This window comes from Saccharopolyspora hattusasensis (assembly GCF_050972075.1).
In the GTDB taxonomy this organism is placed as follows: domain Bacteria; phylum Actinomycetota; class Actinomycetes; order Mycobacteriales; family Pseudonocardiaceae; genus Saccharopolyspora; species Saccharopolyspora hattusasensis.
In genome coordinates this window covers 7,488,134-7,501,863 of the sequence record NZ_JBPCDC010000001.1, presented here as the reverse complement: position 1 = coordinate 7,501,863, position 13,730 = coordinate 7,488,134, and the positions used below count along the sequence as shown (strand labels likewise).

General features: G+C 66.3%; 12 protein-coding genes. 8 read left to right on the top strand and 4 right to left on the bottom strand.

The window, feature by feature from the left end:
• Window positions 1-289 precede the first annotated feature (289 nt).
• The 3 genes from rocD to ACRXBZ_RS35635 all read left to right on the top strand — a co-directional run bounded on the left by rocD (window position 290) and on the right by ACRXBZ_RS35635 (window position 4,867).
• On the top strand, window positions 290-1,537 hold the full coding sequence (gene rocD, locus ACRXBZ_RS35645; protein WP_433882814.1) for an ornithine--oxo-acid transaminase: 1,248 nt from the start codon (window positions 290-292) through the stop codon (window positions 1,535-1,537).
• A gap of 489 nt (window positions 1,538-2,026) precedes the next feature.
• Window positions 2,027-2,293 (top strand): hypothetical protein, encoded by a 267-nt coding sequence (locus ACRXBZ_RS35640; protein ID WP_433882813.1) that lies wholly within the window; start codon window positions 2,027-2,029, stop codon window positions 2,291-2,293.
• A gap of 291 nt (window positions 2,294-2,584) precedes the next feature.
• Window positions 2,585-4,867, top strand: coding sequence for a helix-turn-helix transcriptional regulator (locus ACRXBZ_RS35635; protein WP_433882812.1), 2,283 nt, complete (start codon window positions 2,585-2,587; stop codon window positions 4,865-4,867).
• A 374-nt stretch (window positions 4,868-5,241) separates the two neighbouring features.
• Here ACRXBZ_RS35635 and ACRXBZ_RS35630 read toward each other — a convergent pair whose 3' ends face one another.
• Window positions 5,242-5,613, bottom strand: coding sequence for an alpha/beta fold hydrolase (locus ACRXBZ_RS35630; RefSeq protein WP_433882811.1), 372 nt, complete (start codon window positions 5,611-5,613; stop codon window positions 5,242-5,244).
• A gap of 734 nt (window positions 5,614-6,347) precedes the next feature.
• Here ACRXBZ_RS35630 and ACRXBZ_RS35625 point away from each other — a divergent pair.
• Window positions 6,348-6,956 (top strand): TetR family transcriptional regulator, encoded by a 609-nt coding sequence (locus ACRXBZ_RS35625; RefSeq protein ID WP_433882810.1) that lies wholly within the window; start codon window positions 6,348-6,350, stop codon window positions 6,954-6,956.
• A gap of 163 nt (window positions 6,957-7,119) precedes the next feature.
• On the opposite strand, the gene ACRXBZ_RS35620 is transcribed toward ACRXBZ_RS35625, so the two are convergent.
• The 3 genes from ACRXBZ_RS35620 to ACRXBZ_RS35610 are packed head-to-tail and all read right to left on the bottom strand — an operon-like array spanning window position 7,120 to window position 9,946.
• Window positions 7,120-8,100, bottom strand: a complete 981-nt coding sequence (locus tag ACRXBZ_RS35620) for an LLM class F420-dependent oxidoreductase (protein WP_433882809.1) — start codon at window positions 8,098-8,100, stop codon at window positions 7,120-7,122.
• Window positions 8,097-8,369 (bottom strand): acyl carrier protein, encoded by a 273-nt coding sequence (locus tag ACRXBZ_RS35615; protein ID WP_190815804.1) that lies wholly within the window; start codon window positions 8,367-8,369, stop codon window positions 8,097-8,099. Before ACRXBZ_RS35615 ends, ACRXBZ_RS35620 begins: the two co-directional genes overlap by 4 nt.
• A gap of 35 nt (window positions 8,370-8,404) precedes the next feature.
• A complete protein-coding gene (locus ACRXBZ_RS35610; RefSeq protein ID WP_433882808.1) occupies window positions 8,405-9,946 on the bottom strand; it encodes an FAD-dependent monooxygenase in 1,542 nt (513 codons plus the stop codon).
• A 396-nt stretch (window positions 9,947-10,342) separates the two neighbouring features.
• On the opposite strand from ACRXBZ_RS35610, the gene ACRXBZ_RS35605 reads away from it, so the two are divergent.
• The 4 genes from ACRXBZ_RS35605 to fabG are packed head-to-tail and all read left to right on the top strand — an operon-like array spanning window position 10,343 to window position 13,429.
• Entirely contained in the window at window positions 10,343-11,110 is a 768-nt protein-coding gene (locus ACRXBZ_RS35605; protein ID WP_433882807.1) for a response regulator transcription factor, read from the top strand.
• Window positions 11,107-12,096, top strand: coding sequence for a ScbA/BarX family gamma-butyrolactone biosynthesis protein (locus ACRXBZ_RS35600; protein ID WP_433882806.1), 990 nt, complete (start codon window positions 11,107-11,109; stop codon window positions 12,094-12,096). Before ACRXBZ_RS35605 ends, ACRXBZ_RS35600 begins: the two co-directional genes overlap by 4 nt.
• Window positions 12,093-12,728 (top strand): HAD family hydrolase, encoded by a 636-nt coding sequence (locus ACRXBZ_RS35595; protein WP_433882805.1) that lies wholly within the window; start codon window positions 12,093-12,095, stop codon window positions 12,726-12,728. Before ACRXBZ_RS35600 ends, ACRXBZ_RS35595 begins: the two co-directional genes overlap by 4 nt.
• Complete coding sequence (gene fabG, locus ACRXBZ_RS35590; protein ID WP_433882804.1) at window positions 12,725-13,429, top strand: 3-oxoacyl-ACP reductase FabG; 705 nt, start codon at window positions 12,725-12,727, stop codon at window positions 13,427-13,429. The genes ACRXBZ_RS35595 and fabG overlap by 4 nt, the downstream gene beginning before the upstream one ends.
• Window positions 13,430-13,730: the final 301 nt, after the last annotated feature.

Below are 13,730 nucleotides of genomic sequence, written 5' to 3'. Positions count from 1 at the left end.
GCCGTGCTTTCAAGCCGGAACGAAAGGCTGCTGCCCCACGACCGCCCCGGTGAGCTTGTCGTTGACAGCGAAGTTTCCGGCGGTCAAACGCATACGGTGGCTGACGCGGTAGCGGGCGGCCTCGACCGCGGCTCCGTGTCCGCCGTTTCGGCCGGTGGATGGTGCCCTGCAGCAGTTGGTGGCCCGGGAGGCGTCCATCGTGGTCCCTGCCAGGTTTCGCGCAGGAGACGAGACCGAAACACAGATTACAGATTTGTTGGTATTGACTTCAACTGAAACAAACTGTTCTATGGTCGGTATGGCCTCCGCTGACCTTGGGACGCTCACCGCCTCCGACCGCCACACCGCCCAGACCGAGCGCTACGCGGCGCACAACTACCACCCGCTCCCCGTAGTGCTGGCCCACGGGGAAGGGGCCTGGGTGACCGATGTCGAGGGCCGGCGATACCTCGACTGCCTCGCCGGGTACTCGGCGCTGAACTTCGGCCACCTGCACCCGCGGCTCGTCGCCCGCGCACACGAGCAGCTCGGACGACTCACCCTGACCAGCCGCGCCTTCTACAACGACCGCCTCGGCCCGTTCTCCCAGGCACTCGCCGAGCTCACCGGCAAGGACATGGTCCTGCCGATGAACTCCGGCGCGGAGGCCGTCGAGACCGCGATCAAGGTGGCCCGCAAGTGGGGCTATCGCGTCAAAAGCGTCGATCCCGGCAGCGCGACCATCGTGACGATGCACGGCAACTTCCACGGGCGCACGACCACGATCGTCAGCTTCTCCGACGACGACGTCGCGACCGCGGACTACGGACCGTTCACGCCCGGGTTCGTCAGCGTCCCTTACGGCGACCTCGATGCGCTGCGGGAGGCGATCAACCCGTCGGTCGTCGCCGTCCTCTTCGAGCCCGTCCAGGGCGAGGGTGGTGTCATCCTGCCGCCCGAGGGCTTTCTGCAGGGGCTGCGAAAGCTCTGCACCGAGCAGCGGGTGCTGATGGTGGCCGACGAGATCCAGGCGGGGCTCGCGCGAACCGGTCGCACCTTCGCCTGCGACCACGTCGACGTGGTCCCCGACATCTACATCCTCGGCAAGGCCCTCGGCGGTGGCCTGTACCCGGTCTCGGCGGTGGCCGCCGACGAGGAGATTCTCGGAGTCGTCACCCCCGGCAGCCACGGCTCGACCTTCGGTGGCAATCCCCTCGCCGCGGCGGTCGGGCTCGAGGTCGTCGAACTGCTGCGCACCGGGAAGTACCAGGAGCGAGCCCGACGGATCGGCGCGCGGCTGGCCGAGCGGCTCGACGGCCTCATCGGGCACGGCCTGGTCAGCGCCCGCGTGCATGGAGCGTGGGCCGGCATCGACATCGACCCGGAGCTGATGACCGGCCGGCAGGTCTGCGAGGGGCTTCTCGAGCAGGGAGTGCTCGCGAAGGACACCCACGGATCGACCGTGCGGTTCGCGCCTCCCCTTGTCGCGACCGACGAAGACATCGACCTGCTCGTCGACGCGCTGGCGAAGGTGCTCCAGTCCACCGGCGCCGTATAGGCCTGCTCGGAATTCAGCGGGTCCAAGGACCTCGCCGCGGCCACCCAGGCCTCTGTCTGGACACGGGCCTGGACTGGCCGACTGCCACGAACGTCCGCTTGCTGGGCCAAGATTCTGGATTCGTCGGCGATCAACGTCAGCTCAAGCAACCGCGGCGGAGCTTGAGAACTACTGGTGGAAGGTACTTATTTCCAACCATGCGATATTCCTTACCGGAGACGAGGACCTGACCGATGCTGGCATTGCGGTTGCGGATGACAACGCCGATTGCTGGATGGCCAGCACGCCCCATCGTCGTGCGCCGTCGACTCCTGCCGCCGCTCGAACGACTCTTCAGCCGATGAGCGTACGTGTGCTCGATGAACGTCGGCTGTCAGAACGTGCGGAGTTCCGACGGCGCCAATTCAGTTTCGGCGACCAGTTGTGCCGTCTTGGCGTGGGTCGCGGTTGCCAGGCCCGTGGTAGCCGCATGCGGTTCAGGTCCTGTAGGTGATTCCGGCCGCCAGGACGAAGCTGCGGACCAGCGGGCTCCGGCTGGTCTTCGGCCAGGCCACGACAATCTCGGTCAGTGGGCGGTCGGCTAGCGGGACGACGACCAGTCCAGCCGGCAGTGGTTGGTCGACGGCCGAGTTGTGGTATCGCGGCCTGCAGCGTGCTCGTGACGCTACGGACAAGTGGCAGCGCCTCGGCGACGACCTTCACGCCGAAGCGGAGGCGCTTTACCGCACCATGTCTGTCGGAGTCGCGATTTTCTGAGTCGGCTCCCCTGCCCTGCACACCGAAGATTACTTGGCGATGTCCCGCCATTGAGCCCCGTAGACGCTGACTCGGGAAGCAGGCCACCAGCGATCGTCCAAGATTACGATTGGTCGTTATACGTACCCAACCGTGATCACCGAATGCGGGAGTGACCCAAAATTGGACCTCCGTTGGCAGGACACCGATTAGACTTAATATGATTTAGCGTTTCGGGCCCGGTGGGGGCACATCGTGACAAAAGTACAGGCGCAAAGGGCTGGCGGCCTGCCGCACGAATTGACGAGTTTCGTGGGGCGTCGCGAGGCGAAGGCTGGGGTGAGGCAGGCTCTGGCCAAAGCGCGGCTGGTGACCTTGGTGGGCGTCGGTGGTGTCGGCAAGACCCGCCTGGCGGTGCAGGTCTCCTGGGAGCTGCGGCGCGCCTTCCGTGACGGCGTGCACTTCGTGGAGTTGGCGAAGGTGCAGGATCCTGCCCTGGTGCCGGAGGCTGTTGCGACCGCATTGGATCTCCACGATCAGACGGTCCGTGACGCCACGACGGTTGTCGTGGATTACGTGGCCGACAAACAGTTGCTGTTGGTGCTGGACAACTGCGAGCACCTGATCCACGCCTGCGCCGCGCTGGCCACCACGTTGCTGGTCAACGCTCCCGGGCTGCGAGTCGTGGCCACCAGCCGGCAACCGCTGGGCGTCCCGGGGGAGCAGGTTTGCCCAGTGCCGCCGCTGTCGGTGCCCGCCGCGAACGAACCGCTGGACTCGCCCTCGCAGTACGAGGCGTTGACGCTGTTCGAGCAGCGCGCCGCGATGGTGTCGCCGGAGTTCACCCTGCAGGCCGGGAATTGGCCAGCGGTGGCCCGGTTGTGCCGACGGTTGGACGGTATCCCGCTGGCCATCGAGCTGGCGGCCGTGCGTGTGCGCACGCTGTCGGTGGAGCAGATCCTCAACCGGTTGGAAAACCAGTTCCAGTTGCTGACCGCTGACCACCGGGAAGCGGTGCCCCGGCACCAGACGCTTCGTGCGGCGGTGGACTGGAGCTACGAGCTGTGCACCGAAGCGGAGCGGCTGCTGTGGGCGCGTGGCTCGGTCTTCGCCGGCGAGTTCGACCTCAACTCAGTCGAGGCTGTCTGCGCCGGTGAGGGCCTCACCAGCGACGACGTGTTCCAGGCCATGATCGGGTTAACCGACAAGTCCATCCTGACCCGGGTAGCAAACGGGCCACGTGCCCGGTACCGGATGCTGTACACCATCCGGCAATACGGCCAGCAACGCCTCGCCGAAGTAAGGGAAGGCGCGCTTGCCACCTGGCATCGGCGGCACCGCGATTACTTTCTCGGGTTGGCCGAACAGGCCGACGCCGAATTCTCCGGCCCGCGCCAAGGCGAGTGGATCGCACGAATGCGCGCGGAACGCCCGAACCTCTGGGCCGCGCTGGAGTACTGCCTGACCACCCCGGGCGAGATCCGCACCGGCCTTCGCCTGAGCACGGCGCTGTGGTTCTACTGGATCGCGGGCGGGTTCGTTCGCGAGGGCCGCCACTGGCTGGACCGGGCACTCGCGCTGGATACCGAGCCCAGCCCCGAACGCGCACGCGCGCTGTGGCTCGCCGGATGGATCGCCTTCTGCCAGGGGGACGCATCGGGGGCGCTGAGCCTGCTCGAGCAGAGCCGCTGTCTTGCCGCAGCGCTCGGGGACGACATGGCACTCACCTATGCACTGCAGTTCATCGGGGCAACCCATGTGTGGAACGACAAGTCGCCCCAGGGCATGCCGTTGCTGGACGAGGCGTTGGCCCGCCACCGCGCGTCGGGGCGGTGGACCGCTCCCGGCTTGCTGGTCTTCGCGTCGCGGGCGCAGGCCGCAGCTGTGCTCGGCGACACCGAGACGGCCATGGCACTGCTGCGCGAGGCGCAGACGTTGTGCACGCCGCGCGGCGAACGCTGGGCGCTGTCGTGGACGGAGTGGCGCGTCGGCTTGAGCTGGTGGGTGGCGGGCAAGCCCAAGCAGGCGGCCGTGCACGTTTGCTCCGCTTTGCGGAAGAAGCAAGAACTCGACGATCGACTCGGCATCGCGTTCTGTCTCGAACTGCTGGCCTGGGTCGCTGTGGCCGACGGTGACCCCCACCGGGGTGCCGTGCTCCTGGGGGCCACGGAGCGAATATGGAAACTCGTCGGCGGACCGCTGTTCGGCTCGCCTCCCCTGCTCGCGCGGCGCCACCAGGCGCGCGCGCATGCCCGGGAGGCACTCGGGGAGAAGAGCTTCGACAGTTACCTCGGGCAGGGTGCCCAGATGAGCCAGCCGGATGTAATCGCCCTCGCGCTGGCCGAGCCCGCCGCACCGACACCGGCTCCGCGCCCACCAGCGGAGGAGTCACCGGTCACCTCGCCGCTGACCAAACGGGAACGCGAGGTCGCCGCGCTGGTCGCCGCTGGGAAGTCCAACAAGGAAATCGCAGCCAGCCTGATGATCTGCCAACGGACCGCCGAAACCCACGTCGAACACATCCTCACCAAACTCGGATATACCTCCCGAACCCAGATCGCCGCCGCATGGGCAGCCAATGACCAGCAATGCTGACGGCCACCCAGCTGACGAGGCAGGAGACACTGCGCTCGCCCCGTGACCCTCAGTTACTGCCAGCGGCGTCGGTGACGGCCCGACTCCCACACAGCCGAGCACCAATTGCGATAGCTTCGACGAAGGAGCCGAGATCCCAACGAGACTTGGTGCCCACGGCCGTCCAGGGTTCGTGGGTACTGACCCGGTAGGGGCTCCGCCACCGGTGGCAGTACACGCCCCGCAAACCTGCCGTAGCCGTTCACGGTCAGCCGTCCCTACGCTGCAACTCGTCCTCTAAATGATTGATTCCGTGAAGATCACGTGAAGGGAGCGGTCGGTGCGGAGAAGGGTGTTCAAGATCAATCTGTGAATGACACCCTCGTGGCTGCACTCTACGTGCTCGTCGACGACCACGTTGTTCCCGCCCGCACAGGGACTCGGACGCTGGCGACGACCTCTGACCGTCGTTCGTGCGTCATGCTTCCCAGCAGATCCGGCAGGGTGCACTCCGCGAGCCGGCCGCCGGAGCCCTCGCGTTCCGCTCGATCCGCGACCGTGAGGCGGTGGGCACGCAGCTCGTCGTTGTCGGCCACAGCCCTGGTGTCGACGAGAAGCAGACCCGCGACCCGTTGCGGCGCGGCCCGCAGCACCGCCATCGCGACGGAGCCGCCCATCGAGCATCCGCCCAGGACGACCTGCGGCAGCTCCAACCGGTCCAGCAGGGCCAGGACGTCGGCGGCCGGACTTTCCGCTACCAATCCCACGCGCCGCCGCGGCGAAGGCCGCCACCTGGCCGTGAGCGTTCTTGGGCGCCATAGCACCGAAAAACACTCACGGACCCTGGTCCTGCACCACGCACACCCAACCATCCGATGCGGAGACGGCCAAGCTCTTCCGGCGCCTGTTCCGGGACGAACGAACACGTACCGAGTCCCTTCGCACGTTGCTCGACCTCAGCGACTTCAGCGCTGACAACAAGCAATTACGTCGGCGAAAAGAACACCGGAGTCCAGACCGGCACGTTCAACGGGAACCTCAACCAGGGTGAAGAACGACGATGCCCGCTACGACCGAGCGACCCGAACAGCGCGCCGACGCACCTGACGCGGCCACCGGCGAGTCCGCCCAGCAGCCGGCTTCGACGAACAACACCACAAAGCACAACAGCGGGGTGCAAACCTGGCGCCTTCACCGGGAACTACAACGTCTACAACTGGGGTCGCTCGGCGTTGGGGGCGCGGCGGCGCAGAACGACGCGGCGACCAGGAATGGGATCCACTATCCCCAGTCCTTCGTCGCGGCGTCGCGTTGGTCAGGGCACGCGTGGAGGTCTGCGGAACACCACCGGGCATGTTGGCGACGCAGCAGTCGAACACAGCGGGGTGCCGGTCCTTCCCCGAAGATCCCGAAGTGTGGCGCGACGCGTTAGTGTCGGCGGAGAACACGAGTGAAGGTTCGCTTCATTACCACTCAGGCGGATGCGCGGGAGGTGACGGTCATGGCGGATCAGCCGCCGCAGCGCCGGAGGCAGGCACGGGGTGAACGACGGATCGAGCTGCTCCTCGACGCCGCCGCCGAGGTGTTCGGCGAGGTCGGCTACGCCGCCGCGACGACCAACGCGATCGCCGCGCGCGCCGCGTCTTCCCCCGGCACGCTCTACCAGTTCTTCCCGAACAAGGCGGAGATCGCCCGTGCGCTGTCCGAGCGGTACCTGCGGCAGTTGCAGCAGACTCAACGCAAGGCCCTCGCTGTCGAGCACGCCGATCTGCCGCTGACCGAGCTGATCGACGCGATGGTCGACCCGATGATCGACTTCAACCTGTCCAACCCCGGGTTCCAGGCCCTGTTCAACGCCCCTGACGAGCAGGTGGCGACCAAGCCGCTGCACGTCCGCGAGGCGGTGATCGAGCGGCTGAGCGCGATCTTCGCCGCACGTGCCCCGGAACTGCCCAAGGACCAGCGGGTGCGCAGCGCGCGGGTGCTGGTCGGGGTGTTCCGGGGCGTGCTGCCGTTGATCATCGGCACCAAGGGCGCGGAACGCGCCGCCGTGATCGGCGAGCTCAAGCGGATCTGCCGCGACTACTTGACACCGCTGATCGGGGCCTGAGAAATCGCTTCGGAATGCGGCGCAAGCCGCATTCCGTGTGGGACTCAGCTTGCACCGCCACGGGCCCCTCCGCTGCACCCTGCTGAATCTGGTCTGGGTCGCCGGATCCCGGTGGAGGGTCGAGGAATCGCCCTCGCCTGGCTTGCGCCCTGCCGTCGCAGTATTAAGGCAGCGCCGCCCGCAACACCTCGCCTGCATAGGCCAGCCGCTCCGGGTTATGGCTGTCGCCCGTCAGATTGACGATCACACCGTCGAGACCGAGGTCGATCAGACCGCTGATCTGCTCACCGACCGTGTCCGCGTCGCCAACGATCATCCGGCTCCCCAGCGCCGCAGGGAGCCCGGTGCCCGTGGCGGCGGGGCCGGACCGCTGCCGGGCCAGCACGGCGTCGCGCTTGGCCACCGCTTCCTCGTTCGTCCGCCCGAGGAACACCACCGCCAGCACGTTTTTGTTGATCGCGTCGTAGTCGCGGCCGAGCTCCGCGCACTTCTCCCGCAGAACCTCGAGCTTCCGTGGCACGTCGGGGAAACCGCAGTTCAGATTGAGGACGTCGGCGTGCTTGGCAGCCAAGGGGATCGTTCGTTGCTCGCCGGCCCCGCCGATGAGGATCGGCGGCACGTGCACCGGTTGCGGTTCGTTCAACGCGTCGGACACCGAGAAGTGCTCGCCGCTGAACGACGTCGACTTGCCCTCGAACATCGATCGGCAGATCTGCAGCGCCTCGTCGAGCCAGGCGAACCGTTCCCGCACGCTCGGAAATGAGTACCCGTAGCGGCGGTGCTCTTCGTCGTACCAGGCGGCGCCGATGCCGAGCAACGCCCGCCCACCGGAGACGATGTCCAGCGCGGTAACGGTCTTGGCCAGCCGCGCTGGGTTGTGGTAAGTCACGCCGGTGACCAGGGTGCCCAGCTGGATCCGCGCAGTACGCGCCGCAACCCCGCCCAGCAGCGTGTAGGGCTCCATCATCGGTTCGTCCGGGGCCCCCTGCACGGGCAGTTGCATCAGGTGGTCCATCACCGCGAACAGGTCAAAGCCCGCCTGTTCGGCGGTTTGGGCGGTTTCCACAATCCGCTCAAAGAGGCTCGCCGGCGGGGTGCTGGGATAGCTGAAGCTCGTCAGTTGCAGGCCCAGTCTCAGGTTCATGTGTTTTCCTTCCGCGCCTCGGCTCGGATGTAGTCAGCGAGTTCCTGCAACCCCGGGCGCACGACGCGATCCGGGATCTGGACACCGAACCGGAGCTCGGCCTCGACGAGGATCTGCGCGACCGCCAGATCGTCGAGGCCGAGGTCCGTCGCCAGCGACGCGGCCGACGTCAGCGCCCCGGCTGGTAGATCGGTGAGCTCGGTGACCAATTTCTTGAGTTCGTCCAGAACGTCGTCGGTTCCGTCCAGAACGTTTTCGTTGCCGCGCATTTCGCCCCCGGGATTGGTCGTCAGTGATGTCTGCGTCAACGTCCGATGTCGTCGGTCAACCGTTCGGCGTGCGCCACGACCGCGTCCGGGCGGACCACTACCAGCGCAGGCCCGGTGATGCCGAACCGGCGGTGCACCTGCCCGGTTTCGTCGAGCAGGTCGCCGGGCATGTCCGGTGCGCCGCTGTGGACGATCGCGACATCGGCCTCGGACCCCAGTTGCGCGGCCCACTGCTGGGCGAGAGCACCCGCGGCGGCACGCACCACGGGCAGGTTGCCGGTTTCCCGCCGATCGACCGCGAAACCCAGGACCAGGGCGTTGCCGTTCAGAATGTCGTGCAACCACTTGTCGCCCAGCTTTTCGTCCGGCAGCCGCACGCCGGGTTTGAGCATGCCGACACCGGTTCCACTGCTCGGATAGGCCAGCGCGAGCTGGGCCAGACGCGGTGGCAGAACGCGGTTGAGCAGGCCGGTTCGGGCGGCGATCCCCAGGGCCCCGTCGCGGGCTCGGCGGCGCCAGCCCTTGAGCATCCACATCTGCGTTTGCCGGTCGGTGTCGGCGACGACCTGCTGTGCGACGTGGCGACGCTCGGCCGCCCATGCTCGCACTCCGGCCACTCCCGCCGTGCCGGGATCGGCGGACGCCAAGCGCCAGCCGAGGGACTGGGCGTCCTCGATGCCGGTGTTCATACCCTGACCACCGGCCGGGCTGTGCACGTGCGCAGCATCGCCGGCGAGCATCACCCGGCCTTCGTGGAATCGCTTTGCGACGCGGCGGTTGACCTGGAAGCTACCGGACTGCTGCTCGCCGACCAGGCGCAGCGGAACCGGACAGCGCTGCTGCGCTGCTTCCTGCACCAGACCGTTCAGATCGGACTGATCGGTTCCCGGTCGCAGGCTCACGAACACCCGGTACAGGCCGCCGGGCAGCCCCACCACGACGAGCACGCCGTGGGGGCTCATGAAGTAATGCGCCTCGTTGTGCGCCAGCGGGGTTTCGCATTCACCGTCGGAAAGCGCGAACGTCTCCTGGTACGCCTGGCCTTCGAATTCCACCCCGAGTTGTTCCCGGGTGCCGCTGTGCGCACCATCGCAGCCCACAACCCAGGAGAATTCCTCATCGGCCGTACCGGAAGTGGTCCCAAGCCCGACGTGGACCTTCTCCGCCTCCTGACGCAGCGATCTCATGGACACGCCGTACTCGATCTTGCCGCCGAGTTGCTCGAAGTTGCGGCGCAGCACCTCTTCGGTGTCTCGCTGCGGCAGCGATAGCGGGTCCTGGTAGCGGGTTCCGGCCAGCCCGCCGGAGAACTCCAGTCGGGCCACCCGGCGCCCGCCGGTGTAGTAGTTCCCGGCCTTCAACGGCAGCGCGCGTTCAACGATCTCTTCGGCGGCACCGCAGCGGCGCAGTGCTTCCAGGCCCCGCGGCCAGAGCACGATCGCCCGCGAATGCGGGTGCGGGCGTTCTTCTCGGTCGATGATGCGTACCGGACGGTCTCGGCGGATGAGCTCGGTGGCTACGGTGAGCCCGGTGGGCCCGGCTCCGACTACCAACGTGCCGCCCGACTTTATGCTCACGCACAGCCTCCCGCACAACTCTTCGATTACTCTATTTCGCCGTATGGAGCGCTCCGATTGACGCATAGGACGGCGACATTGACGTCCCATAGCGGCCCGCGCGCACCACGAAGATGCGTCCAGGAAACCCCAGCGGTTCCCCGAGAAGCCATTCTTACGGCCGGAAATCCAGTCCGAAATACTACTTAGGAGACATCGGCCGGTCGGGCAGAGCTGAACAACTCCGAAGCTTTAGTCAAGAACCCAGGCAGTTCCATGATGTGAATCACAAACTTGCGAGCGATCGCTCACATTGAGCTAAAGTCGTCGCGTTGTCGTGGCCCTAACCTTTGGTCGGCGACTGCGTGTGATCACACTTTCCACCGTACCACACACAATCATGCCTGGGGGGCACTTATGAGCGATCCACAGTTCGTTCTTAGTACCCGATTACTCTTATGCATCGAGAACGTGCTGTTGCACCAATCGGTGGCACGTGCATTGCTTCCTTTCGGCAACCTGGAAGTGGTGGAAGACCCGAGCGCGATCTCAGCGTTCGACGGCGCGGCCGACCTGCGGCCGCCGGATGTGGCCCTGGTCTGCTCGACGACTTCGGTCAACTACCTGATGGCCAACATCGCGCGGATCCGGTTGACTTCGCCGCAGACCCGGATTCTGGCACTGCTTCCACTGAGAGACACCGAGCTGCTGGGCGAACTGCGCACCGTGGGCGTCACCTCCTTCGGGGACGCGCAAACCACGCTCGAGGAACTACTCACGCTACTGGACCAGATCCGGATCGCTCCGCCGCCTGGCCAGGTGACCACCGAGCAGATCGAATTGATCCGGGCCCGCATGCACTGCCACCACAAACTGTCCGCGCGCGAGCGGGAGATCGTGAACCTCGTCGCGCAGGCGTTGAGCAACCGGCAAATCGCCAGCGCCCTGCGCATCACCGAGGGCACAGTCAAACGACATATGCGAAACATATTTACAAAGCTGGGCGCGAATTCAAGAATCGATGCGGTCAACAAAGCAACCGCAGGAACGTGCAATTGCTCGTCGAAGCAGGGCCGGATTTGCAGCGAAAACTTCGCAAAATCTTCACATTGCACTTTGTCCGGCGAACATTGCGGCACCGAGCATCGGCCGCTGGTGACGGCATTTCCAGGAGGTAAAAGATGAGCAAGGATGCCGGTGAATTAGCACCGCCTGTGGGCGCCTTCAGCCAAACTGTCGCCCGGGAAATGGTACATCGGTGGGCGCTGTCCGAGGTGTTCATCACGGGATTCAATGCGGCTGGCGGACGTGAGTTCCTGGTAGATGCGCAGCTACCCCTCTACCACGCCTACTACACCGATCACGCGGCTCGACCGGAGCTGTTCGATCCGCTGCTGCTGCTGGAGTGCTGCCGCCAGGGCGGCACCTATGGCACCCACGAACTGCTCGGCCTGCCGATGAACTCCACGATGCTGGTAAAGACGGCGAGCATCCGGATCACCGACCTGGACGGACTCGTCATCGGCACCCGGCCCGGTGAATTGCGGATGAGCGGCGTGTTCACCGACGTCGAGATGCGCGCCGGAATACCCCGCAACATGGGAATGGACGCGGAGCTTACGTTGTCCGGGCGATCGATCGGGACCGCGCGCATCGAAGCCACCGCGGTCGCAAAGACAACCTTCCGGACCCTACGGACCCGGCAGCGCACCGGCGAACCGCCGACATCGTCCGAGCTGCCCGCGACCCCGGCTGGGGTGCCGCTCAGCCCGCACCTCTTCGGGCGCAAGCTGCCCGAGAACGTGGTGCTGACCAACGCCCGCAGGGACCACCACTCCACGTCGGCGCAACTGGGCGTCAACCCGCGCAACCGCAGCCTGTTCGACCACGAATACGACCACTACCCGGCGATGAGCCTGTTCGAAGCGGCACGCCAGCTCTCGCTGCTGGCGCTCGACGACGGCACCGGCGCGGCCGCGACCCGGGTGCGGTGCACGTCGTTGCGCGCCGAGTTCATCCGCTTCGCGGAACTGGACTCCCCTGTCGACCTGAGGATCGTCGGAGAGCACAGCAACGAACTCGACGTGCACTTCGTGCAGGACGGCACCGTGATCGCCACCACCACCGTCGGGTTCCACCAGGCCGGCACGTCCAGCGAGGTGGCTGCATGACGTTCCGGGCGGTGTGGACCGACTTCGGCGGGGTGCTGACTCCACCGGTCAACGAGAGCTTCGCGGGGTTCGCGGCACAGGCCGGCGCTCCCCCCGCAGTGCTGTGGGCAGCCATGCAGAAGGTCGCTGCCCGCTACGGCGTGGACGATGTGATGGCACCGCTGGACACTCCGCTGACCACCGAAGCTGACTGGGCTCGGCAGGTGACGGCCCTGGTTCGCGAGGACACCGGAGCCGAGGTGGATCTCTCGCGGCTCGGGGAGCGCTGGTTCGCCGGCCGCCCGGCGAACTCCTCCTGGGTCGGCACGCTGCGGAAGCTCCGCGAGCAGGGAGTGTTCGTCGGGTTGCTGTCGAACATGCCGCCGAGCTGGGACGAGCAGTGGCGGCGCATGGTGTCACCGGAGCTATTCGACTCCGTCGTGCTGTCCTACGAGGTGGGCAGCCGCAAACCGGAAGCCGCTATTTTCGGGCTCGCCGTTGAGCGCTGCGGTTTCCCGGCCGGCGAGTGCGTGCTCGTCGACGACATGGCCAAGAACTGCGCGGGTGCGCGCGAAACCGGCTGGCAGGCAGTGCACTTCACCAGCAGCGACGACGCAGCCGCCGAACTGGACCGGCAAAGGGTGGGAACATGACTAGGTCAGTGCTGGTCACCGGCGGGAACCGGGGCATCGGCCGGGAAATCGCCCAGTCCTTCGCAAAGGCCGGGCACCGGGTGGCGATCACCTACCGATCCGAGCCGCCACCGGAGGATTTCCTCGCCGTGCGCGCGGACATCACCGCCCCCGACGACGTCGAGCAACTGTTTCGGCGGATCGAAGAAGAACACGGACCGGTCGAGGTGCTGGTGGCCAACGCCGGGATCACCCGTGACAAGCTCTTGCCCCGGCTCAGCGACGATGACTTCGCCGATGTGCTGGAGACCAACCTGACCGGTTCGTTCCGGGTCGCGCGGCGAGCCGCGCGCAAGATGTTCAGCGCGCGATGGGGCCGGATCATCTTCGTCTCCTCGATCATCGGGTTCACCGGAGCGCCCGGGCAGATCAACTACAGCGCATCCAAATCCGGGCTGACCGGTCTCACCCGCTCGCTGGCCTGGGAGCTCGGCTCGCGCGGCATCACCGCGAATCTGGTCGCACCGGGTCTGATCGAGACCGAAATGACTGCTGAGCTCACCGCATCCAGGCGCGAAGAGGTCCTGCGGATGACGGCGATGCGTCGTACGGGCCGTCCCGACGAGGTGGCCGGGGTGGTGGAGTTCCTCGCCAGCGACGCCGCCTCCTTCATCACCGGGGCGGCGATCCCGGTCAGCGGCGGCTTCGGCATGGGCTGCTGAGCTTCGAGACCAAGAAGGGAACCGTCCTGCCGCAGGTGGCAGGACGGTTCCCTTTTCTCGGAGGCTTGGCGCTGAAACCTGGGAAAACGCTGGTCACGGGTGGTGTGACTAGCGATTTGGTCATGCACAGTCTAGATGCTGTTGATCTGCTGTGGGTGCGTAGCGTGAGAGTTTCTAGCCCACGTTTGCCCCACGTAATTGATCATGTCCTGCCCCACGCGCAGCAAACGGCAAGCGCATGGGCGAGTCTTCCCGGATTGCGAGTTGCGCTGAGTACGATCGCGAGCGGGTCTTAACGGTC

Bases quoted from the DNA above. Each gene is read 5' to 3' on its own strand.
- rocD (WP_433882814.1), top strand. From the start codon at position 290: ATGGTCGGTATGGCCTCCGCTGACCTTGGGACGCTCACCGCCTCCGAC.
- ACRXBZ_RS35625 (WP_433882810.1), top strand. From the start codon at position 6,348: ATGGCGGATCAGCCGCCGCAGCGCCGGAGGCAGGCACGGGGTGAACGA.
- ACRXBZ_RS35620 (WP_433882809.1), bottom strand. From the start codon at position 8,100: ATGAACCTGAGACTGGGCCTGCAACTGACGAGCTTCAGCTATCCCAGC.
- ACRXBZ_RS35615 (WP_190815804.1), bottom strand. From the start codon at position 8,369: ATGCGCGGCAACGAAAACGTTCTGGACGGAACCGACGACGTTCTGGAC.
- ACRXBZ_RS35605 (WP_433882807.1), top strand. From the start codon at position 10,343: ATGAGCGATCCACAGTTCGTTCTTAGTACCCGATTACTCTTATGCATC.
- ACRXBZ_RS35600 (WP_433882806.1), top strand. From the start codon at position 11,107: ATGAGCAAGGATGCCGGTGAATTAGCACCGCCTGTGGGCGCCTTCAGC.
- ACRXBZ_RS35595 (WP_433882805.1), top strand. From the start codon at position 12,093: ATGACGTTCCGGGCGGTGTGGACCGACTTCGGCGGGGTGCTGACTCCA.
- fabG (WP_433882804.1), top strand. From the start codon at position 12,725: ATGACTAGGTCAGTGCTGGTCACCGGCGGGAACCGGGGCATCGGCCGG.